The 23,293-nt window shown below is 37.9% G+C and carries 23 protein-coding genes and 1 pseudogene; 13 read left to right on the top strand and 11 right to left on the bottom strand.

Going from position 1 to position 23,293, the window contains the following annotated elements; all coding sequences use genetic code 11:
• The first annotated feature begins 9 nt into the window (after window positions 1-9).
• A complete protein-coding gene (locus M0M44_RS11425) occupies window positions 10-2,577 on the top strand; it encodes a S9 family peptidase (RefSeq protein WP_248729870.1) in 2,568 nt (855 codons plus the stop codon).
• Window positions 2,578-2,609: 32 nt separating this feature from the next.
• Here M0M44_RS11425 and M0M44_RS11420 read toward each other — a convergent pair whose 3' ends face one another.
• The 4 genes from M0M44_RS11420 to M0M44_RS11405 all read right to left on the bottom strand — a co-directional run bounded on the left by M0M44_RS11420 (window position 2,610) and on the right by M0M44_RS11405 (window position 4,912).
• Complete coding sequence (locus M0M44_RS11420; RefSeq protein WP_248729869.1) at window positions 2,610-2,888, bottom strand: hypothetical protein; 279 nt, start codon at window positions 2,886-2,888, stop codon at window positions 2,610-2,612.
• A gap of 49 nt (window positions 2,889-2,937) precedes the next feature.
• A complete protein-coding gene (locus M0M44_RS11415) occupies window positions 2,938-4,038 on the bottom strand; it encodes a hypothetical protein (RefSeq protein WP_248729868.1) in 1,101 nt (366 codons plus the stop codon).
• Window positions 4,035-4,490, bottom strand: coding sequence for a MauE/DoxX family redox-associated membrane protein (locus M0M44_RS11410; RefSeq protein WP_248729867.1), 456 nt, complete (start codon window positions 4,488-4,490; stop codon window positions 4,035-4,037). The genes M0M44_RS11415 and M0M44_RS11410 overlap by 4 nt, the downstream gene beginning before the upstream one ends.
• 125 nt (window positions 4,491-4,615) lie before the next feature.
• A complete protein-coding gene (locus M0M44_RS11405; protein WP_248729866.1) occupies window positions 4,616-4,912 on the bottom strand; it encodes a hypothetical protein in 297 nt (98 codons plus the stop codon).
• Window positions 4,913-5,199: 287 nt separating this feature from the next.
• Here M0M44_RS11405 and M0M44_RS11400 point away from each other — a divergent pair, with 287 nt between their 5' ends.
• The 4 genes from M0M44_RS11400 to M0M44_RS11385 are packed head-to-tail and all read left to right on the top strand — an operon-like array spanning window position 5,200 to window position 9,201.
• Window positions 5,200-5,595, top strand: coding sequence for a plasmid mobilization protein (locus M0M44_RS11400; protein WP_248729865.1), 396 nt, complete (start codon window positions 5,200-5,202; stop codon window positions 5,593-5,595).
• A complete protein-coding gene (locus tag M0M44_RS11395) occupies window positions 5,580-6,842 on the top strand; it encodes a relaxase/mobilization nuclease domain-containing protein (protein WP_248729864.1) in 1,263 nt (420 codons plus the stop codon). The genes M0M44_RS11400 and M0M44_RS11395 overlap by 16 nt, the downstream gene beginning before the upstream one ends.
• Before the next feature lie 17 nt (window positions 6,843-6,859).
• Entirely contained in the window at window positions 6,860-8,848 is a 1,989-nt protein-coding gene (gene mobC, locus M0M44_RS11390; protein ID WP_248729863.1) for a conjugal transfer protein MobC, read from the top strand.
• Between the two features lie 59 nt (window positions 8,849-8,907).
• Window positions 8,908-9,201 (top strand): DUF6965 family protein, encoded by a 294-nt coding sequence (locus M0M44_RS11385; protein ID WP_248729862.1) that lies wholly within the window; start codon window positions 8,908-8,910, stop codon window positions 9,199-9,201.
• Window positions 9,202-9,341: 140 nt separating this feature from the next.
• Here M0M44_RS11385 and M0M44_RS11380 read toward each other — a convergent pair whose 3' ends face one another.
• Complete coding sequence (locus M0M44_RS11380) at window positions 9,342-9,587, bottom strand: hypothetical protein (RefSeq protein WP_248730000.1); 246 nt, start codon at window positions 9,585-9,587, stop codon at window positions 9,342-9,344.
• A 394-nt stretch (window positions 9,588-9,981) separates the two neighbouring features.
• On the opposite strand from M0M44_RS11380, the gene M0M44_RS11375 reads away from it, so the two are divergent.
• From M0M44_RS11375 to M0M44_RS11345, 7 genes are all read left to right on the top strand, one after another.
• Complete coding sequence (locus tag M0M44_RS11375) at window positions 9,982-10,371, top strand: single-stranded DNA-binding protein (RefSeq protein ID WP_248729861.1); 390 nt, start codon at window positions 9,982-9,984, stop codon at window positions 10,369-10,371.
• A 35-nt stretch (window positions 10,372-10,406) separates the two neighbouring features.
• Window positions 10,407-10,766: a DUF7222 domain-containing protein gene (locus tag M0M44_RS11370; RefSeq protein ID WP_248729860.1), complete on the top strand. Its 360-nt coding sequence runs from the start codon at window positions 10,407-10,409 to the stop codon at window positions 10,764-10,766.
• A 26-nt stretch (window positions 10,767-10,792) separates the two neighbouring features.
• Window positions 10,793-11,203 carry a Cas9 inhibitor AcrIIA9 family protein gene (locus M0M44_RS11365; RefSeq protein WP_248729859.1) on the top strand — a complete coding sequence of 137 codons (411 nt, stop codon included), beginning with the start codon at window positions 10,793-10,795 and terminating at the stop codon, window positions 11,201-11,203.
• Window positions 11,200-12,504 (top strand): PcfJ domain-containing protein, encoded by a 1,305-nt coding sequence (locus M0M44_RS11360; protein WP_248729858.1) that lies wholly within the window; start codon window positions 11,200-11,202, stop codon window positions 12,502-12,504. The genes M0M44_RS11365 and M0M44_RS11360 overlap by 4 nt, the downstream gene beginning before the upstream one ends.
• A 550-nt stretch (window positions 12,505-13,054) precedes the next feature.
• Complete coding sequence (locus M0M44_RS11355) at window positions 13,055-13,780, top strand: DUF6577 family protein (RefSeq protein ID WP_248729857.1); 726 nt, start codon at window positions 13,055-13,057, stop codon at window positions 13,778-13,780.
• 56 nt (window positions 13,781-13,836) lie between these two features.
• Entirely contained in the window at window positions 13,837-14,007 is a 171-nt protein-coding gene (locus M0M44_RS23905; protein ID WP_420842783.1) for an SDR family oxidoreductase, read from the top strand.
• Between the two features lie 1,069 nt (window positions 14,008-15,076).
• Window positions 15,077-15,370 (top strand): hypothetical protein, encoded by a 294-nt coding sequence (locus M0M44_RS11345; RefSeq protein WP_248729856.1) that lies wholly within the window; start codon window positions 15,077-15,079, stop codon window positions 15,368-15,370.
• Window positions 15,371-15,561: 191 nt separating this feature from the next.
• On the opposite strand, the gene M0M44_RS11340 is transcribed toward M0M44_RS11345, so the two are convergent.
• The 4 genes from M0M44_RS11340 to M0M44_RS23900 form a co-directional block, all read right to left on the bottom strand.
• Window positions 15,562-16,026, bottom strand: coding sequence for a hypothetical protein (locus M0M44_RS11340; RefSeq protein WP_248729855.1), 465 nt, complete (start codon window positions 16,024-16,026; stop codon window positions 15,562-15,564).
• Between the two features lie 145 nt (window positions 16,027-16,171).
• Complete coding sequence (locus tag M0M44_RS11335; protein ID WP_248729854.1) at window positions 16,172-18,220, bottom strand: FISUMP domain-containing protein; 2,049 nt, start codon at window positions 18,218-18,220, stop codon at window positions 16,172-16,174.
• A gap of 764 nt (window positions 18,221-18,984) precedes the next feature.
• A complete protein-coding gene (locus tag M0M44_RS11330; protein WP_256469818.1) occupies window positions 18,985-19,248 on the bottom strand; it encodes a DUF6515 family protein in 264 nt (87 codons plus the stop codon).
• Window positions 19,249-20,351: 1,103 nt separating this feature from the next.
• Entirely contained in the window at window positions 20,352-20,744 is a 393-nt protein-coding gene (locus M0M44_RS23900; RefSeq protein WP_420842767.1) for an FISUMP domain-containing protein, read from the bottom strand.
• 137 nt (window positions 20,745-20,881) lie between these two features.
• Here M0M44_RS23900 and M0M44_RS23830 point away from each other — a divergent pair, with 137 nt between their 5' ends.
• Window positions 20,882-20,989 (top strand): hypothetical protein, encoded by a 108-nt coding sequence (locus tag M0M44_RS23830; protein WP_275981823.1) that lies wholly within the window; start codon window positions 20,882-20,884, stop codon window positions 20,987-20,989.
• A gap of 1,038 nt (window positions 20,990-22,027) precedes the next feature.
• Here M0M44_RS23830 and M0M44_RS11320 read toward each other — a convergent pair.
• Together M0M44_RS11320 and M0M44_RS11315 are read right to left on the bottom strand one after the other, a co-directional pair.
• Window positions 22,028-22,234 (bottom strand): hypothetical protein, encoded by a 207-nt coding sequence (locus tag M0M44_RS11320; RefSeq protein ID WP_248729853.1) that lies wholly within the window; start codon window positions 22,232-22,234, stop codon window positions 22,028-22,030.
• Between the two features lie 114 nt (window positions 22,235-22,348).
• Window positions 22,349-22,656: pseudogene (locus M0M44_RS11315) on the bottom strand (IS1595 family transposase); the annotation flags it as partial.
• Window positions 22,657-23,293 lie beyond the last annotated feature (637 nt).

Here is a 23,293-nt window from a genome sequence, read left to right as displayed (position 1 = left end):
TCCATTGCAATGTTATTTAGAATTAGTTTTTTAATTAGTATCCTTGCGGCAGCCTGCCCCCTTTGGGGCCAGGCGCCTCAAAAAAGTACACTTACAGAAGAAAACTTCAGACTCTGGCACAAATTAAATTTGACAGGAGTCTCACAGGACGGAAACTGGCTATCTTATGTAAAGAAATATGACGGACTTCCAGATACTCTGTTCATAAACAAAATAAAATCCTCATTGACTTATAACTTCCCGGAAGGAAAATCAGGCCGTTTTACAAAAGGCTTTTTCAGCTGCATAATGCCAGATTCTACTTTAAAAATTTTAGATTTAAATTCAAACAAATCATTCTCAATCAGACGATGCATCAGCTATGATTTAGGATCGGAAGACACTAGAATCATCACTGTTATGGACTCTAAAAAACTCAAAAACATTGTCATTACTGATAACAGAGGCAGAATATTGGACTCAATATATAATGTTACCGAACATGTCATTTCAGATAACCGCAGATACATTGCATTTGTAGAGAAAAACGGCTTGCGCTTTTCAATGAAATACTATAATCTTTCAACAGCAAAGTCTCAGGATGTATTTGAATCTGAAAAGGAGATAGTGAATATTATATGGGGGAAAACAGATAGATATTTAGCTTTTTTTTCAGGAAGCAAAACGCAACCTGGAACAGTTCATCTTATAGAACTTTGCTCAGGTATTCATAATTCTTATACTTTCAAAGAAGAAGACAGCATTAAAATTTTCATGAACAGAAAACTTAAAATCAGCCATGCCGGAAACAGGGTATTCTTTGATACTTATTCTTTACCTTTAAATACCGCAGAAGATCAGAGTGTTGAAATATGGCATACCAATGACAAATTGATATATCCGGTTAAAAAAGCCGAGGAATCATATAAAAACTACTTTTTTTCAGTATGGCATCCTGAAAAAGGAACTTTTAAAAGATACGGCAGAGCTAAAGAAACAGCCAAACTCAGCGGAGGAGAAAATTATGCAGTTTTTTTTAAAGAAGGGCTCGATGGCCAGGAAGGAAACAGGTATCACATAAACAGCATTTTTATAGAATCTCTTGAAACTGGAAAAAGAAATCTTGCAGTTAAGGGCATCATGATTGAAAGAAGTCGTCTGAGCATAAGCCCTTCAGATGACAAAATGGTTTATTATTACAACGATGCATGGTGGTGCTATGATATGAGATCAGAAAAACATATCTCTCTGACCGCTTCGATAGAAGGACATTGGGATGATAAAATTGAATCAAAAACGCAGCCTGATATTTATGCCGCTCCGGTATGGACTGCAGATGGGCACTCTGTACTTCTTCAGGATAAAAATGACCTCTGGCTTGTCAATTTGGATGGCACTTCAGCCAAACGCATAACCAATGGAAAAGAACGTAATATTGAATTTTATATCGACAGGTTCTGGCTGAACAGAAACAGGGTCTTTCATCCCTACACCAGTCTTCAGGATACTCCTGTAGCGCTTAATGAAAATCTTTTTCTTTCTGCTTCAGGCAATAATAAAGAAAAAGGCTATTTTATTTTACAAAATGGAAAAATGCCTCAAAAGTTATTCTACGGAGATTTTGACGCAGGACAGCTGCATCACACCGAGAGGGGAAGATATTTTGCAAAAGTCCAGAGCTTTGATCTCCCTCCTTCAATATGCTGGACAGATGGATTGGACAAGCAGATGCATACCGCTGTAAAAAGCAATCCCCAGCACTCATCATACAGGTGGGGCAGGTCAGAACTGATAACCTACAGAGTACCTGATGGCAGATTTTTAAAAGCGGCGGTGCTTTATCCAGCAGGATATGACCACTCTAAAAAATATCCTATGATAATTAAAATATATCAGTCACTATCCTATCAAAAGCATGAGTACATGATACCCTCTGTAAATGAAGAAACAGGATTCAATCCTGTAAACTATACACTTGACGGCTATCTTGTTCTGTTGCCTGATATTGGGTATGTTTACGGGAGGACAGGCATCTCAGCGGCTGAATCTGTCGAAGCTGCCGTGAATAAAATTAAGCAGATGGGAATTGTTGATGAAAGGCGGATCGGCCTGATTGGACATTCTTTCGGTGGCTATGAGGTCAATTTCATTATGACGCGCTCCTCTTCTTTTGCTGCAGGGGTATCGGGAGCGGGAGTCAGCGATCTGACAGGGCGTTATTTTAGTACAGACAACGTATACAAAGGCAGTCAGGCATGGCGCTTTGAAGGCCAGCAGTGGCGTATGAGAAATTCATTTTATGATGCAAAAGAATCTTACTATGAAAACTCTCCCATTTTTCATGCGGAAACAATAAACACTCCACTCCTTATCTGGTGCGGTAAGGATGATGCTACTGTCCCTGCTTCCCAAAGTGTTGCATTATATTATGCGATGCGGAGACTGAAAAAAAATGCAGTGCTGCTTCAGTATAAAGATGAAGACCATAATCTTACAAGAAAAGAAGCCCAGAGAGACCTCTGTTTGAGAGTAAAACATTGGTTCGATCATTATCTCAAAGGGACCAAGCCGGAAAGATGGATTAAAGAAAACATGTAAAAGAAATGCAGCCTTTAGGCTGCATTTTTAAATTAGTTTTGATCCTTAAAAAGAGGGACATTACAAGGAGCATCTGGGGAGTCTTTGTCCCATGCTCTATCTTCATTAATCCCGTAGGTACAGGTAGCGCCATTGGTTCTGTTGCACTCGACCTGTACTGGCTCACAAGGATCATCAAGAGTGTGGATATAAGCAGTAATAAGCGGTAAAGCCGTTCTGCTTCTTTCTGCAGTATTGGTGCTTACAGCCCCAGCACTGGCTAATGCAAATCCAATCATTGGAAATGCAAGCATTTTCACAGTTGTTTTCATAATATATGGATTTAAAATTAGTGATCTACTCTGTTGCAGGTTTTCGATCTTACTCCTGATACCGGCCGGTAATTTCTTTATTTTTAAAGTGTTTTTTAACAGGCTTTCCAAGGCTGTATTTTTGTATCGTATTTCCCAAAATGCCGTAAAAAGCGGTCTTGGTAAGTGTAAACTCTTTTAGATGCTCTTTATTTGAATGATACACATAAAAGCTGGACAGGTAATGGCCGCTTTTTAAGTCATACACATCAACAGCACTGGCTGTCTCCCACACATTTTTGGATTCATGCTGGCCCCGCAGCATAGACTGTACAAAAAGCAATCCGCCTTCTGCCTCTATCTTTCTGTTAACCATAAGAGGAGGTGCTGCAAGCTTAGTATCTCCCGAACTTTTTATCGTAACAATCTTGAGTTTTGCCTTCGAGACCGTATCGATTGTCCTGCCTCTTAGTGTAAGCTTCATCATACTGTCAGCAACGACAAACTCATTCCTGTAATAGTAGGCATAAATGACTTTTCCTGCTGCTTTATCGAAAGTAAACTGCCCATCCGTGTCGAAGATGCCATCCTGCTGTTTTATCAGTAAATCCGGAAAAAAAAACACTTCATTTCCTTTATCCATCTGAAGCAGTCCTGCTAAATGCTCACCTCTTGGGGGCTTCTGCCCTCTTATTACAAACTTGCTGCTGTCTATAACCGCTGCATCTGTAAAATAGATTTTCTTATCCATTAAAACTCTGGCAGCAAAATCAGAGACCTTGCCCCGAAAGATTACTGGCACCATTCCGTCATACAGGAAAAAATACGGATATTCTATTCGGACTTCTACAGACTGGAATGGATAATCATATCTGTCAAGGGAAATCTTATGCTTCAAAATTTTACGCAGGGAAGTATCAATTTCTGTTACATAAAGTGGCATTCTGTGGTTTGCCAGATATATTTTATCTTTATAGGACCCTGCAAAATAATAACCGTAGCCATCAAGTTTATATTCCGCTGAAATCTCTGCCGACATTGGAATAAACCTCCTTGTAAAGGGATTATCCTTCTGCATAGCTGCTTCTGAAAATAAAAAAAGCATCACGACAATTCCAGCGCTCCCAAAAAAGGCTCCCAGAAGACAAAGTAAAATGTATCTCGGCTTCATAAGTTATAGGTTTTAGTGAAATCTTCGTATTCTTTGTACCTGACGATATAAAATCCTGCGCCGGCTATAATCACAAATATTATATTAAAAATAATATGATCCCGCCAGCCCAAACGCTGCAGCACCCCTCCGCATGAACAGGGAATATAATCACTGAAATTCAAAATGATATATATATAGGCGGTAAACATTACCATAAGAATAAATGATGAGAGCAGCGCCCATTTTCTGGCTGGTTTCCACCCCAGAAATAGAGCAGTTAAAAGTTCCAATGTTAGAACTGTTGGAGCTGCAGCCCCTGCGTATGCAGTGAACACCGGGGACTGCCCCAGCTCTGTTCTGAAATTTTCATAATCAAGGAGCTTGCTCAAAGAAGCATATACAAAAAGTACAATCAGGCTGAAACAAATGGCCTCCTCTGCAACCGATAAAACTTTAGCTGAAATTTTCATTAAAAAAATGCATTAGTTGGTTAATGCTAAATTAGTAAGTTGATATCGTCTAAGGCTTTTTAAAAAGGTGCAGAAACTTTACAAAAAGGATAAAATAAAGGATGCCCTCAGGCATCCTTTTAAAGTCATTTTTTTGCTGCCTCACTCAGCTTGAGCAGCTTTTCGTTTATCTCTTCAAGACCTGCTTTCTTTAGGCAGTCTGCTGCTAGAACTTTAAGTTCTTCCTGGGTAGCATAAGAGACAAGTCCTGAGAAAGGCATTCCCTCCTGCACGTCTTTGCCGGCAGATCCGCCATCGATAATCTGGTGCAGCAGAAGGATTGCTTTCCTCGAAATCCTTGCGTCGACCCTCACCTGCTCATTCATGCCCGGACTGCTGAGAACCGTATCAAACACCTGGGCCACTTCATTGTTTGTCATCATACATCTAGTGTTTTTAAATTAATAAATTAGGGGATAAAGATAGTTATACAGACTCAAGCCATCATAAGCAAAATTTACCTATGATGGGATGCATTGGATTTTACTGCATAATTTCGTCTGAATATTTGAAAGAGGCCTGAGTTTTTTCAGACTCTTTAAGATTGCCACGCCTTGCTGCAATCTGCAAGATGTCCGGTTGTATCACAACCGCTATCTTGCTGCCCCTCTGCTCGGAACTCGCTGGCAGTGAAAATGGAAGATTTATAATGTTGAATGAAAAGGAAAAAATGATGAAAGAAGAGAAAAAAAACAGAAACAGATGGCTTCATCTGCGTCTCAGCGAAGAAGAATTTAAAATTCTGCAGAAATATTTTGAAGAATCATTGTCTCCAAGACTCAGCGATTTTGCCCGACTGAATCTGCTGAAAAAACCGCTTGTTTTGAAATACCGCAATACATCCCTTGATGATTTAATGGCTGAATTAATTAAACTCAGGACAGAGCTGAATTCTATTGGAAATAATTTCAATCAGGTAGTAAAAAAACTGCATTCCCAGTCTCAGGTTTCTGAATTCAAAGTATGGATTCTGAGTTTCGAAACAGATAAAAAAATGCTGTTCAATTCTATTGGAGAAATTAACATAATAATCCGGAATCTTGCCGAGAAATGGTTGCAGTCATAAATACGGGATCATCAGTCAGAAGCATTTTCATTTACAATGAAAATAAAGTACAAGCGCATAAAGCAGAACTGATCGGAGAAGGGAATTATCCTGCAGATGCCTCTGAACTTTCCAGAGGCTTCAGGCTGAAACTTCTCTTGAAACAGCTCGAATTAAATGCAAATGTAAAGCGCGGAAGCGTACATATCTCGCTCAATTTTGATCCTTCTGAAAATAGCCTTTCAAAAGAAAAACTAATGGAAATCGCCAATGCATATATGCAGAAAATCGGCTTCGGTTCCCAGCCTTATCTGGTCTATCAGCACCATGATGCAGGACATCCGCATATCCACATCGTAACGGTCAAAGTGAAGCCTGACGGAAAAAGAATTGACATGCAGAACATCGGGAGAAACCAGTCCGAAAGCGCGCGCAGGGAAATTGAAAAGTCATTTGATTTAGTTCCTGCACAGGGCCGGAAAAAAGAAACCATAATCAATATAAAGCCAATAAAAAATATTGTTGTTGAATATGGCGCGGCTGAAACTAAAAAAGCAATAGCCGGTGTGCTGAACGCAGTAGTGCCCCATTACAAATATACCACAGTGGGAGAATTGAATGCTGTGCTGAACCTTTATAATGTCACCGCTGTTCAGGGAGGAAAAGATTCGAGAATGTTTCTTCATAAAGGCATGGCTTACCAGATTCTTAATGATAAAAAGCAGCCAATCGGCGTTCCAATCAAAGCCAGCAGCTTCTATTTTAAACCCACTTTAAAAAATCTTGAAATATTATTTACGGCAAATAAATCAGCCCGTAATGCTCATTTAAAAAGAATAAAAAATGCCGTGGACCTGGCCTTCACGCACAGCAGAATAAAGTGTCTTTCCGATCTTGATAAAATTCTTATGCATGACGCAATAAAGGCTGTCGAGCGAAGAAATGAAAAGGGAATTCTTTATGGCGTAACGTATGTCGATCATAAAACCAAATGTGTCTTTAACGGAAGCAGTTTAGGAAAGCCGTATGCCGCTTCAGGCATAGAAGAGAGATGTGGCTTAAAAAGATTCAATAGCAGCGCAGCTGCAGTTAGAAAAATTGATGGTTACAGCATTGAAAACAAAACGCAGCATCCATCTTTTAGTACTGGAAGCGAACTTCAGAAAATATTTGATTCGGTGCTGCAGCCTGAATTTGCTGCTGATTACATTTCAAAAGAGTTTAAAAGAAAAAATAAAAGAAGAAGAAAAGGCCAGAACGGCTATTAATTTAAAAAGCTAAGACAATGCAGACGGGGGAAAATGAACAGGCACTTAGAAAAATTCTCGATATGACAAGGCTTATCAGCATGATGCTGCTCTGCCTCCATTTCTATTATTATGGCTATCATGTTTTTAAACTGTGGGGGCTAACAAACGGTTTTGGGGATAAATTAATGCAGAACATTTTCCGCACAGGGATTTTTGATTATTTCCATACATCCAAGCTGTTTGCTTTAGGATTTCTATGCATCTCACTGCTCGGAGCAAAAGGCAGAAAAAACGAAAAGCTGAAATGCAGAACAGCGCTTTATTATATTTCAGCAGGATTTTCTTTTTATTTTCTGGGTTGCTTTTTTCTAATCGCTCTAACTGCGCCGGAAAAAAAACTGGTTCTTTATATATTGTTTACTATTCTGGGGTATCTGCTCCTGCTTTCGGGGGGCACAATGCTTACTAGAATCATACGCAGAAATTTAAGTTCCAAAGATATTTTCAACACCGAAAATGAAACATTCCCGCAGGAAGAAAGGCTCCTTGAAAATGAATACTCGGTAAACCTTCCGGCGCAGTACCAGCTGAAGAATAAGTTCAGGAAAAGCTGGATAAATATCATAAACCCATTCAGGGGAATTCTGGTTCCCGGAACACCCGGAGCAGGCAAATCCTACTTTGTAATCCGTCATGTAATTACCCAGCACATTCGTAAACAGTTCACCATGTTTGTCTATGATTTCAAATTCTATGACTTAACCATCATAGCTTGGAATACCTGGCTTAAGCATAAGCATCTTTACACTGTGGAGCCTAAATTTTTTATAATCAATTTTGATGATCTCAGCCGCACCCACAGATGCAATCCTCTAGACCCAAAATCCATGAACGATATTACCGATGCTGCAGAATCCGCGCGCACCATACTGCTGGGCTTAAACAGGGAATGGATTAAAAAACAGGGTGATTTCTTTGTGGAATCCCCGATAAACTTTTTAACCGCCGTTATATGGTATCTCCGCAAATACAATGATGGGGAATTCTGCACGCTTCCCCACGTAATTGAACTCATGCAGATGGATTACGACAGCCTTTTCACGCTGCTGAGAACTGAAAAAGAAATAGAGGTTTTGATCAACCCATTTGTCAGTGCCTACCTCCAAGATGTCATGGAGCAGCTTGAGGGACAGGTAGCTTCCGCAAAGATTTCCATGGCCAGGCTCTCCAGCGCGCAGCTTTATTATGTGCTGTCAGGAAATGACTTTACTCTTGACCTTAATAATCCTGATGATCCAAAAATAATCTGCATGGGAAACAATCCTCTGAAAATACAGACCTATGGCGCTGTGCTTTCGCTCTATATAAGCAGACTTATAAAACAGGTGAATCAGAAAGGAAAATTAAAAAGCAGCCTTATTTTCGATGAATTTCCAACCATATTTCTCAACAATGTAGACAGTCTTATAGCTACTGCAAGAAGCAATAAGGTAAGCACATGCCTGGGGATTCAGGATTTCAGCCAGCTGCGGAAGGATTACGGACGCGAACAGGCTGAAGTCATACTTAATATCACCGGAAATATAATAAGCGGCCAAGTGAATGGGGACACTGCCAAACAGCTCTCTGAACGTTTCGGAAAAATTATGCAGGACCGTGAAAGCCTATCCATAAACAGTTCCGATACTTCAGTAAGCCGTTCCAAACAGCTGGAATATGCAGTGCCGGTATCAAAAATTTCTTCCCTTAGTTCAGGTGAATTTGTAGGTATTGTTTCAGACAATCCCGACTGCAAGATACAGCTTAAAACTTTTCATTCTGCCATACTTAATAACCATGAAGCTCTTAAGAAAGAGCAAGAATCGTATCAGCAGATAAATCCAGTACGGACTATTAGCAGCTCGATGGTGGAACGCAATTATATGCAGATTAAAGACGACATTTCAGAGATTGTAAATTCAGAAATGGAACGCCTTCTGCATAATCCCGCACTCTCTCATTTAGTTATAGAAAAAAAGAAATAATAACTTCATACGCTTAATCTTTCCTTGGCCTGCACCGGCTTTTTATTTAATTTTGCAGCATGAATTACGAAGACATAAAACGGCATTTTGAGAACCATCCTCCGCCCAAGGAAGTGCAGTGGACTCCTTGGGCAAAGATTGCCGATACCCAGGCATTCCTAAAGAGCTGCCATACCACGATAAGAAACTTTAACGGAACTATGGACCGCTGTCCGGCATGGTGGCATCTGAGGGATTTTTACATCCTGATGAAAAAAACGGCCCAGCAGCCATCTGACGGTCATACTGGCCAGCAGGCGCCCTCTGAAGAAACCGGCCTTCAGGCTGGTTCGGAAACAGAAGAAGCGGTCTGACTGCAGTCCATCTGCAATCTGCAAGGAAGATAAAAAATGCCCCAGATAGTGTCTCACTTTTTTGGGGCATTTTCATTATCCCCAAAAAACGGCAGCTCCGATATTCCCTTTCCAAAAAAGCGGCGCAAATTATTCGCGGATTATTTTATTGTGACTGTATCGGAAAGGTTCTCAGAATTTATAAATGCCGCTATATACTGCTGGACATCATTTCTCCTTTCGGGATCAGTTTCAAAAGTGTTGATATGAAATTCCTCATCATGGTCTGAAATATGGATAATCTCAGTAAATCCTTTCGATATCAGGCTTCCTTTTAACTTAATGACAGTGAGATGCTGGCGGGGGTCCAAATCTTTTCTCACTTTTAATTGTATAGCTTTTTGCATTGTGAAAGATTTGTTTGTCGATGCTTTATTTTTCTTTCCCAAATTTAATGCTTAATCTTTTTCCTGCGCACTTTGAACTGTTAAAATTCTGACGTCTCTTCCTTTTCAGAATCCTAAGTGCTTTGTGCGGGCTGCAGTCCTGTAATTATAATTTTTAAGAGGATTTTTCCAATTCAAAACGGGGTAAAAGGGCAGCCAAGATAGTGTCCGCCGGACCCTGCATGCGCATAACGGCTCGGTGTCCCTCACCGCCCTTCGGGACTTATAGCACTCCGTCTCCTTTCCTGACACTTTATTCTTGCTTTCTTTTTTCCCGTTTTTTCTTTTGGAAACAATTTTTGGGAGAAATGGAAAGGAAACTTAAAAAAACAGTACTCACTTAAATTTTAAAATCATGGAAATCATTGGAAGACTTACAAGAGACGCCGTTGTGGCTAAAGCCAGCGCTGAGAGACAGGTGGTTAATTTCTCAATCGCCGTAAATGACAGCTACAGACCCAAAAACAGCACAGAGATTAAACGAATTGTAACCTATATCGACTGCTCCTACTGGCTATCCACAGGCGTGGCACAGTACCTTAAAAAAGGCACTGCCGTGGAGCTTTTCGGACGAATCGGGCTGAATGTCTATATCGGAAATGATTCGCAGGCGCATGGAAGCCTGACCTTTCACACTTCAAACATCAAAATTATTGCCTTTGTCAATGATAGTGCAGAGACGGAAAAAAACACAGATGCGGATGCTCAAAAGAGCAGAAAAGAACCCGACGGCCTGCCTTTTTAAGATTAAATCAATTGTATAAGCCTAAAAAATAAATTATGAAAGCCTTAGAAAAATCAATATATGCCCAGTACCCTGTAAGCAGGGTATTCAATAAAATGATTCTCTCAGAAATAGAATCTTATGACGGGACTAAAAAAGAACAGCTTAGATCTTTTTTGGAAGACTTGCAGAGAATGGGATGCATCAGCGGAATGATTGGCGATTTTATCTACCATGCCGACTGTAAAAAGTTCTACATCGCCCATCTTGATGATTTGGAAAATATACGCGAAGAAATCGAGCAGTCTCTCGGAGAGGCTGTAAAGAACCGCCACCGCCTGCCCCACTACACTTTTATGTGCTGGCTCTGTTTCGAAGAGTACTGCTTTGACATCTACAGAAGCGCTTTTGAGTAATGCCTTTAATCTTAAACCACTCCGTTATGAAACCATCAGAAAAATTCAAAACAAGGATAGAGGATTTCCTAAAAGAGAAATCCCTGTCGGACTGTGCTTTTGCCCCTATGCTTGAAAAGGCTTCAAAGAATGTGGACAGCTGCCTTAAATACATCATCTCTGAAGTAAAGAAAACTGGCGAATGCGCTTTTGACGACAGCGAGATTTTTGATATGGCTGTTGCCTATTATACCGATGATACTATCGGAAACCTCCCCGACATCAAATGCAGAGTAACGACAAATCAGCCTAAAGAGGCTGATTTGTTCTCCGCTCCCGCTGCTAATACAGAAAACGCCGTGCAGAAAATTCCCGCCGCTGCTGTTGCTGCAAAAGAAATCCCGTTACAGCAGCCCCAAAAACAAATACAGACCGCCTTAACACTTTTTGACCTATGAAACCTAAAACAATCATCGAAAAAAAGATTACTGCCATGAGTGCATCACTAGCAACTGTTTCTCCTGCAGTTACGGCATGGGCGGAAAAATCCATTTTCTTAAAGTGGGGCGTGCTGTCAAGGGGAAAATTTCACTGTCTTGACTGTTCTCACGCTTGGAAACCCGACAGCAGCAAAGCTGAATGCCAGAACTACATTAAATGCGCAGGATGCAGGGGAAAACTTAAAATGCAGCCCTGCAACAAAACGCAGTTCAAGGAAATAGAATACTCTGCCTTTTTGGAGACGGCAGGAGATTTTCAGGTGGTGCGCATTATCTGCTCCCACAAGCAGATGAAAAAAGGCTTTGCGCCGACCTATTTTCATAAAGAGGTTATGCAGCATTGGATTAATCCCAAAGGAGAAGTGCGCACAATGTCGCTTTCAGTTAATGTTTTTTCTCAGTCCTACGACCAATGGAAATATTATTCTCCCCTTGAAGTTAGACCAAAAGATTTTCAGAACTCGCCAAAGTACCGCATTGCCCCTTACAGGGTCTATCCGAAAGTGAAAGTTCTCAGCTCCCTTAAACGAAATGGGTTTAAAACGTCACTGCATAATATCGCACCGCAGATGCTTTTTACAGCATTATTGCGAGATTCACTTGCTGAAACCCTTTTGAAATCTTCACAGATTTCTATGCTGACCTACTACCTGACTTCTCATGAGCAGCATCTGAAACAGAATTGGCAGGCTGTTAAAACCTGCCTTAAAAACAGCTATATTATTTCTGATTACAAGATTTGGGAGGATTACATAGACCTTTTACGATGGTTTAAAAAAGACCTCAGCTGTCCTCTCTACGTCTGTCCCGACAACCTGCGCGAAGCACATGACAGGCTTGTCGTTAAAAAAAGAGTCATTCAGCGCAGAAAATATCTAATAGAGATGCGCTCGGAAATACTCGAGGCTCAGAATGTTTATGCCGAGGAAAAAAAGGACTTTTTCGGGCTTTGTTTCTCTGAAAAAAACCTGACCGTCTCGGTAATTGAAAATGTACAGGATTTCATGGAAGAAGGCGATAACCTGCACCACTGCGTGTTTACCAATGAGTATTACAAGAAGAAAAACTCGCTTATATTATCGGCTAAAGTAGACAGCCAGTCGGTTGAAACTATTGAGCTGTCGCTTAAAAACATGGAAATCATACAATGCAGAGGTTTTAAAAATAATGCTTCCAAACACCATAAGCAGATAATCAGTCTTATGAACAGAAACTTGTATAAAATTAAGGAAAGGGTAAAGAAAAGGACAGTTAATTAGTTCTTTTGAAAGCCGGCTATAAGCCGGCTTTTTTTTGGCGGAGCAGACACTTATAGGCCAGTAAGTCTTTTCGGAATACAAGCTTTTCATGGAGATTTCAAAAAAAAAGCTATTCACACTTAGAATCAGAGTACACTTTTTGAAAATGAAAATTAATATAACTTAAAAATTATACGCTTTAATCAATTATCTACGCGGAGCCATTGTATCCGCAGGCAACTCTGATTCAAATTAATTGAATCTTTTTTTACATTTTATATTTTCAACATTAAACAGGTAATTTTACCTATTAAACTTTATTTTCTTTTAATTACATTCACTTAAATTTAGTTCTTTAATAAAATATCATAAACGGCATTATATTTTTAACATGTAAACAATTTAAAACTCTCTGAAATTGCTTGCTAAAACTGGCAATATTTTGAAATGAAATTTTGTTTAATTTCAAATGACATCATTTTTATTAATTTTCGGCAAAAAGATATTTTTTTTGCCAAAGTTTAATTTTTTGTAAATTATTGTTATCTTCACAATATTAATACTAAATGTTGTGAATACAGAACTTGAATATAAACTAGGCAAATACTTTGAAAATAAACCTACCATAACTAGAGTAGAACTTATCTGCGCCATCAAGAAAGACTATCCTTCTTGGACACAAAGTACGATTACCGTTTATATTTCAAAATTAAAAAAAACAGGAAAGCTTAGAAGTCCATCTCGTGGTTTATATACATTAAAAATTAAAAAGGGATTCCATCCAGAAATTACATTGAAGTTAAAGAAATTGTACAACAGAGTCCATAGAGAATATCCTTACATTAATTATTGCGTTTGGGATACAAGCTGGTTAAACAGTCTCATGCGACATCAACCATTTAGACAATATCTAATTATTGAGGTAGAAAAAGATGCTATTAGTCAAACCTTTAATACCATAAGCGAAGCGTTTAAAAATGTTTACGTGAACCCTGATACAAACATCTTCAACTACTACATATATAATAGCGAAGATGTTATAATAATAAAACCTCTCATATCAGAAGCTCCTGTTGAGTATCAAAAAAAGATTGTAATTTCTAGTCTTGAAAAATTATTAGTTGACATGATAATCGACAAAGATATTTTTGCTGCTCAACAGGGAGAATTGGAAGATATTTTTTTCAACGCTTTAGAGAAATACACTGTAAATATTTTAAAAATGAAACGATATGCTCTAAGACGAAATAGAGCAAAAGAAATCACGAAGATTTTAAATTTAATTTCGGCAAAATAGCCTATTTTTTGCCAAACATTAATTATGATAGATAAAGAAACGGGTGGGGCAATAATCTGGAAGAAATCAAGTATAAGGCTGTTCAGGAATTTATACCAAATGATACTGGACGATTTGGAAATCCAGAAGAGATCGCCGGCGCAGTTTTATATCTGTGCAGTACATATGCAGATTATGTCAGCGGTGCGGTGTTGAGGGTAGACGGAGGAACTATTCGTTGTTTGTAAAAATTTAGAAGTCAATTTCGAGTTTTCCTCGAAATTGACTTCTAATAATGCGACAGAACCAGACTACGTCCCCAAAAAAAATAGAAATCAAAAAAGTGTCATTTATTTTCTTGTTTAAAAGGCAAATTCTGAAATAGTTTTAAAATTGAACTTAAAGATCGAAATTATCTAAACAATACAATTTAGAGGGTTGATAAAAATATCTTTATGACCCTATCACTACAAGCGGCTCGTACCCCAAATTAATTATTGAACCATCACTAGCTAGAATATAACTTAATTTAGCAGAAAAAGCACCTTCTGAAACCTGGCTGTACGATTGCAAAAGTAAAATGATTTAAAATTTCTTAATATTTCAATTTCTTGCTCTTAATTTTTTTAATATAATTGTTGCTCGACTGACGCAAAAAATTGGTGTATTTCCAAAAGCAGAATCGGGAAAATTATGCTGTTTTTTTATCTATAAAACCCTTATATAGTTCAAGATCCGATTTATTAAAAGAAAGCGCCTGTAAATTTAAACTGCTTAACGCATCAAGTCTAAACCATTTAATATTTACAATTAACTTTTTTGAATCTAAATTGTATTTAAAATGGCCATATGCGTATTTATAGTATACATCGATAATATTTCTAATTACATTATATAAGACAGTTTATTGGAAGTGATCTGCAATCGGGGGATGCATCCTATTTAACGGCTGATAGAGAAATGAAAAAGTGTTTTTTTAACAGATACTTTTATTTAATGGCTAATTTAGCATGAATTGGAGAAAAAAAACAATAAAATGTAACATTTAGAACCATCCGGCTCAGTAGGAAAAAACTTCCAGCAGTATCTTTCTCCAGCCTTTGCTTTTTAATGGCCTTTTATCTCTCTGCAGGTAAAAATTTAAAGCCCATTCTGACAGCACTTACTATTTACAACATTTCTAAACAACCATTTAGCTGAAAATATCATAAGAATATTAGTTATATTTGAATTGTGAAAAAACACTTTCCCATATTATTTTTATCGGTTTACCTGCTGTCTATAACTCAGTTGGGCGAACTCATAAAGCTGCCTATAATGGCAGAACATTATGCGGAACATAAAGAACAAAATCCTGGCTTAACTATTCTTGAGTTTCTTTGCATTCACTATCAGGGACCAGATGTATATGATGATTATGATAAGGATATGAAACTGCCTTTTAAATCACACACCAATATCAGTTCTGTTGTATTCTATCCTTTAATACAAGAATACAAAACAATACAAAAAGTGAGTTTTACGTATAAAAAGCAAAATTTATATACCTATACTTTTTCCTATTCGTCAATTTCCCTTTCCTCTATCTGGCAGCCGCCCAGGAACTGTTAATCGTTTTTTATCCGCTTAAAAACCTGCACGTCTAATGGCGCGTGTTTTTGCTATTCCTTATTTTTTTATAACGACGATTAACAAAACAAACTTATGCTTACTAAAATAATTGAGTTTTCCGTGAGGAATAAACTCATCGTAGGGCTTTTTATAATTGCCCTGATTGGCTATGGCTCATACCAGGCCGCCCGTTAAAAAAAACAGAATCTGTAAAAACAATGCCGTTTACAGCATGGCACGTATGTTATAAGTGCCTTTTTGGTCACGGTAACAAATATATCCTGTGCTGCAACAGCATCGATGCCGGCACTCAAAGGACCTGTACCACTGCCTCCACAATTATAAGTACTGGCTTTGGCGGTACCATTGGCGGAAAGTTCCAATTTTCCATCCACACAAGTATTGAACCATCCGATAGCGTTCCAAAATTCAAGACAATTCTCAGTACTATTATAAATCATCAAACCAGGTGCTGGTGCATCAATAGCATCGCGCTTTACCTCTGCAAGACTTGGCGCCAAAAACCCACCAACAGTAGGCTTAATTTCAAAAACGGCAGATGTGTCAGGCGTTAAAGTTCCAATGCCTGAGCTTTGAGAATAAGAAAAAAAGAAAACAGGATCATTAAAATAATAATGTTTTTTTTCATTTTCCATGAGTTTTATGAGTAAAAAAAACTAAGAATATAAACAGAAAGCTTTCACCGTCCCAAAACAAAAAAGCAACTTTTTTACTGACCAAATTATGATACCGCCGCAAGCATAACGCTTACGGCGAATATACATAGCAACCAAAACAAAACTAATTCTTGAGACAGCGAACAGAAACGCTAATTGCTTTATTAGGATAGCGACCAAGATACGTACCCGCAGCAGGCAAGTACCTATTGATCCCATTAGAACTTGAGAGCGATGATGACCAAAAATATCCAAAACTGCCTCGATTTTGAAATACTGGTGCATTATAACCATAACCTCCAATCAAGCCATTAAATCCGGAGCTTCCGCCAGTCCTCAATTTCGCGCCAACAGTACCTGATAATCTATCGCCAGTTAAAACCTGATCTGCAATGGTCATCCCTAAAGCATTCTCTAAATACATCCATTCACAATCTGAGGGAATATGCCAACCTACAGGACAAACACCCTGAGAACGCTCAGCTGTAGCACCATTCATAGCACCTGACCACTGGTACAATAATCCTTCATTAGGGGCAAGCTCGCTTGCGGCACTATTATAATAATCACTAGAACCTCTATCAACACCATCATTAACTGCTGGTTTGTCATTACTGTTGACCACATCCATATTGTAACGCGCCCAACATTGTCCTCCAATTTCAACCAATGCACGAGTCCCGGTGGTCGCTCCAAATCCAACACCTAAAACACTACTTGTTGCTGTACTCCAATCATACTCAACACCATCTGCAGTAGCAGCATCATCATTGCGTATTGCGCCAACCACACTGCTGCAAATTGTTTTTGAAATGACCTTTGAAGCGCAAAGCGTGTTCCCAGAAATAACACCGCCATTATCAACAGTCAATGATTTAGTGGCTGTGCTAATGCAACCAGCATTAGTTATTGTATAAACAACCGTTACAGTACCAGCAGACACCCCCGTAACCAAACCAGAACCATCAATTGTGGCACTACCAGTGCCATTCTGTATAGACCAAGTACCACCAGGCGTACTATCAGTAAAAGCAGGCGTGGTATTACCTACTGTAACAGAGGAGGCTCCTCCTGCTATGCCTGCAACAACAACACTACTTGTACTAACTGCCACAGGTGCAATAGCAAAACATCCATTGCTATTTGTTCCTTTAATATAATAGGTTCCTATAGCTGCAGCACTTGGAGTGGCATAAGGAATAGTCCCTGCAGCATCTGTAAAATAACTATAAGTTAAACCTGATGTACTTCCAGCTGTTACACCAGCCAAAGTAAGATCCGCTGTGGCAGGAGAACAAATTTTTTGCTCAGCAGTCACCACCGTAGGAGTTGAATAAACCACAACAGAAACAGCCACAGAAGTAACAGGAATCGTGGCATTACCGCTTATTACAACATCATAATCTCCAGAATCTGCACTTCTGGGATTTGTCAATTTTAGAATATTGCTCGTTGCTCCGGATATAACAGCATCATTAACTAGTGCAGTACCATTACGTCTCCATACATAAGTTATCCCACTTGTGCCAGAAGCCGTTACCGACAAGTTGACAATTCCTGTACCCGAACAGCCTGCTGCAGGAGCAGCAGGCTGGCTACTGATAGTTATCAATGAAGCATTTGCAACATTTTTTGTAAAACTACAATCTGGTGTGGTATTCAATGTATAAGTAAATGATCCAACACTAACTGGAGTGCCATAAGCCGTTAATGTAACTACATAATCACCAGGAGCATTAAAAAAACCTGAATCTGTAAAAATAATGCCGTTTACAGCATTAGTACTTATATTATAAGAACCTTTTTTGGTCACGGTAAGAAGTATATCCTGTGTTGCAACAGCCGTAATACCAGCATTTAAATTACCTGTACTACTGCCTCCACAATTATAAGTACTGGCTTTGGCAGTACCATTGGTGGAAGGTTCCAATTTTCCATCAACACAAGTATTGAACCATTCAGTACCGCTCCAAAATTCAAGACAATTCACAGTACTATTATAAATTATCAAACCGGGCGCTGGTGCAACAATGGCATCTCGTTGTGTCTCTGTTAGTCGTGGAGGCAAAACCCCCCCCACAGTAGACTTAATTTCAAAAACAGCAGATGCATCAGGCGTTTGGGTTCCAATACCGCTACTTTGAGAATAGCAAAAAACAGAAAACAGGCTCATAAAAATAATTATGCTTTTTTTTATTTTATATAGGTTTTAATGGAGTTAAAAAAGCCAATAATATCAACAGAAAACAATTACTTTCTTAAAATAACAAAACATCCTTTTTTTAGTAATCAAACTATAATGCCGGTCAAACGATACAGTTTGCAGCTAATATAGATAGTCAAAAAAATTAATCCTTAAGACAACGAACAGTAAAACTGTATGCTTTGCCAACACTAAGTCGGTAAACAGAAATATCAGCAGTCCCAAAACCATTTAAGCGACGAAAGAAAACTTGCCAATAAGAGCTAGAAGATGACCAAAAACAGTCACTTAACCTACGACTGCCGAATTGCGGCGCAAAAAAAACATTCCCTCCATTTAATCTGGTTTTATAGGTTTGACATGTATAATTTTCTATAAAACGGTAAAAACAGATTTTGCAATAGCACTATTGTTTGTTGTTTTTCGTCCTCCCATTTTAATAGCCTTTTTATCTTTACATCTTTGACAATTGATATTATCACTAACTCTGGAATGCTAGGTAGCCTTTTTATTCATTTTATTTCTTTCAAAGTAATATTAAAATAAGAAAGATGAACATTACTAGTCATCTTTCTTATTTTAATATTAATTGTATTTCAACATCTTAATAATTTGAAATCTAATATAACTAATTCTAAACACTATCGATTTTAGCTAATTGAAAAATTCTATCCTTATTTGATTGAGAATTATCGTTGTTAAAAATATTAAAAACACCTTCCAGGGCTTGAAAATCAGGTTCCACTTACAGACAAATAAACCTCTAGGTCCCACATAAGCGGAGACCGTTTCATAATTTCAACTATCTTTCCCAATGTCAACAGCCTCGTATTTGTCTTTACCGTAACTTGAACAGATTGGCAGTACGTTTCTCCACGTTTTACGTATTTGGCGTCACCTCTAGTAACTTCTTCACCTCCTTCTGGCAGCTTATCTACTAAAGTTCCAGCGGTCGGAGCGACTGCTTTATAAGCCCTTCCATCTTTTTCATAATAGATTCCTCGGTAATAATAATCATTAACGCTTCCTGTATTAATAGTTTCAACACCACTTAGAAATAATTATTTACTGTTCCTCCAACCAGCGCAGGTACTGCTCTATAACCTCCGCTTGTTTCGGTATACCAACCCCTTGGCCGTAATGATATTGCGTGCTTTCAACACTAACTACAATTGCTGTTACTGCTAAAGTAGGTGCGTTTCTGTTATTATTTACGGTCTTGATTGAGTTGCACATCTGGCTGGCCTTGTCTGTACGCCAAAGACTCCTCTGTGCAGCACTATGCTATCAATTGAAATCAAAAAAAATGCCCCCCTTAAGCACATTAACGATGTTTTTTCAAAAAAAACTTATATTTTTCATTTTCAATATTTTATACATTTATTATTATTCATTATTAAATAACAGGGTAATTGATTTAATTTACTATAAATTTAGAAAATCAGTAATACTAATCACTAATAAACAATCTATACAGAAATACATCCAACAATTTATTTTTTATTATGTTTCATGAAACTCTAACACAATAATTAAATTTCAATCCCAAAATCCAGAATTAATAAGCTATTTATTTTATCTTTTACCAAATTTCTATTTGATAAATCTAAAAATATTGTCGTAACAAACTAACTCTTATAAGTATTATAAAATCAGAATTAGCATATCAACTGTTGACGTGTCAATATACTATTTGTGACACTAAAGAGTTTAGGCATTTATAAAGATTAAAATTAAATAATATTATAGACACTAAAGAGCTCGAACAGCGCCATATAAGTACCGGAAAAACAAAAAAGAAAAAAAAAACGATACTTAATAAATAGATTCTTATTATTTTAAGCATTATAATATGCATCTACAAATTACCTTGAATATTCTAGTAAAATTTTCACTAGATCAAATGTTTCGACAAGCCAAACTTATTTGCAGATAAACGGCATGCTCTCTTTTTATAATGAACTAATAATATATAAAGAAGCAACTTTCATTCAGACGGCCTTACCATCCTACATGACAACTAAATAAATCAATCTTTAAGACAGCAAATAGAAAAACTGAGCGCCTTGACATAAGCGCAACGATTAACAGAAGTAACAGGCTAGGGCAAGTAGCGATATAACGTATAAGAGCCACGAACCGACGGTGGCCAAAAGATACCGACACTGCCACGATCGAAGAAAGCCGGCACAAAATTGCCATTTCCAGACCTCAAACCCGAAACCCCGGAAGAACCACCAATTTTTAGATCTGTTCTGACGCAGCCAGAATATCTTTCTCCTGTAGCTATTTGATTGGCTACTGTCATACCCAAGGTATTTTCCAAAAACATCCACTCGCAGTCCGAAGGAACATGCCAGCCTGAAAGGCAGACTCCCTGAGCGCGTGCTGCCGTACTGCCGTTTATTGCCGCCGACCAATGGCACAATAGGCCTTCGTTGGCTGTAGGTTCGCCTACGGCACTGTTGTAATAATCGCTGCACCTGCACTGCAACCAAAATTATGGAAGAGATGGCATCACCACTGATCACAACATCATAATTTCCAGAATCGCTTGTCTTGAGCCTGTCAATTTCAAGACACTCTAAATAACTTTATGACCGTCTTATTGCAACGGCAAGAAGCAACAGAGTGAGCACCTGTCTGGAGATTCAGAACTTCAGCCAGCTACTTAAAGACTACGGCCTCGAGCAGGCTGACGTGATTGTCAACATTGTTGAAAATACTGTATCAGGATAGGTCAGCGGGGATACGGCCAAACAGCTCTCCGAGCGTTTCGGAAAGATAATGCAGAACCCCGAAAGCCTGTCCATTAATAGCAACGACACCTCAATCAGCCGTTCAAGACAACTGGAATCCGCGGTGCCGCCATCCAAGATTTCTACGCTGAGTTCAGGGAAATTTTCTGGCATGACAGCCGATAACCCAGACTGTCGCATGGAACTTAAAACCTATCACTGCGAGATCATCAACGACCATGAAAGAATAAAAAAAAAACAGCAGCTTATAACGAAATCCCCATGATTCAAAGCATTGATAATGTTATCGTCCAGAAAAATTATCTGCGGATTAAAATTGAGATTCAGGAAATAATCCAAAGTGAGCCGGAAAGGATCATCAAAAATACAGCACTTGCATCTCTGATTTTGAAAAAAGAAAAGTAACCTTGATAACACATTTTTTGCTTTATCAGTAAAAAGAGAACACGTGCCAATTAGCTTTTAGTTTAGATAATATAAAGTACTTTATTTTTAATACGAAATAATATATCCAAGTTTAAGCATAAGGCTTTTGCAATTGATAAGATAAATTAACTACTTTCTTTTATAAATGATTACACATTCCCTAATCAAATAAGCTTCGGAAATCTCCAAATCTACCATCATAGAAAAAAATCTGGATTAGCGGAAGATTTAGAAATTTCCTAAAACCTGCGATTCATATTATCTGCTACATTAAAACCCATTACCCTTTTAGAGCAGGCCTCTGTTATTAGGTTTAAGTAGCATGGATTGTCTCTTTTTCAAATATAGGTTATGTCAGATAACCCAGACATGATCCGGCCTGCGGATACGCAGTTCTAGCATTTGATTTTGGTGTTTTCTAAACCTATGATGAGAGTTTGTTGTTATGTGATAAGAACGTTTTGGCATTATCAATAGATGAGATTTTCCCTAAGTATGTCGATAAATTTATCTCTGCCGATTTTAAGCTCACTCAATTCCCCATTTAAAAGATAATACAATTTTTTTTGCTCCAATTCTCGGCATTGCATTTCTAATTTTCAAAACCAGGCCGACAACTTCTGAGGCCACACGCTGTTTGGAGCTGGCTCTTTTTATTCTTCGATAATAAACCTGTCTGTCTATTCCAAAACAAAGCACAGGCAAACATTATTGTTTGTTGATGTTCTTTTTTAAAATGGTCGATTGTTTGGGTGGTGAGTTTTTTTCGGATGTCAATTTGATATTCTTTTTCAGCCATATCAATCATCATATCGAAAATAATAGCTTTTTTATCAGCAACATACGCCTGCTTCCAGAAATGTTTTTTGTTTTTCCAATAACTTCAATTTAGCTTCAAGTTCCGAATAGCGTTTGCCATTTGTGAAGAAGATGAAGATAAGCTTTTTGTAGTGCAGTCATTTCAAAGACGATTCCAAAAGCTTTTCGAATGCCAAATTTTACTTTGTAAAAAAATAGTATTAACCGTTGGACTTTCAACATGATGGCATAAATTACAATTTCTAGCAAAATTTAGTTTACGAATCGTAAATTTATTGTGATAACATTTTGAACATCGAAAATCTCCTTTCCATTTTATCGTCGCTAAATTTTTTAAACAATCTAAATCTGTTTTGAATATATCAAAAAAACAATAATGCTTTCTCCTTTGAATGATTCCATAAATAATATTCTTTTAATAAATACAGGAAAAACCGTACATGCCTAAAATAATATTTAACTATAAATAATGAAAGATAGTAAAAAAGCTTATATGCTAAACCAATTAAACTACAGCACAATTATCCAAGGAACCAGGAATACAGCTATCTTGGTGTACAAATGCCGTCAGGATTGCAAATGGTCAAAAGTTAGCGCCGGAAACCTTGCAAGAGATGAGAATCAAACATCGATTGGAAGCTATGAATACTGATAATCACTTGATATTACAGGAAAAAGAGAAAACAAAACAATATCCCTAAGCTTTTATCCAACGGAAAATCTATTAAACAGCTACGACCAAGAAGTAAGTAACTGCTACACAATCTTGTGAAAAAACGGCCCCAGCATAAAAGAGGGAAGAGCATAAATGCAGTTTGCATTATCCCGATACAAAAACAGCATATAAATCTAAATCAACAACTTCGACGAGTTTACAATAACAAAACACATTGGTACGGGAATATTGAGGGTAAGCTTTAAAATTTTTAATGTTTTATTACTCAAAACCCTAACTTTTAATTCCAATTCCCCCTTAAACTATTTTGACAACAGAAGCAGAAATGCTTCGGCTGAATCTTTCAACGCAAAAATAAAAGCA

Origin of the sequence: Flavobacterium humidisoli, from assembly GCF_023272795.1 — a bacterium.
Classification (GTDB): Bacteria; Bacteroidota; Bacteroidia; order Flavobacteriales; family Flavobacteriaceae; genus Flavobacterium; species Flavobacterium humidisoli.
This window is presented reverse-complemented; position numbering and strand designations above follow the sequence as displayed.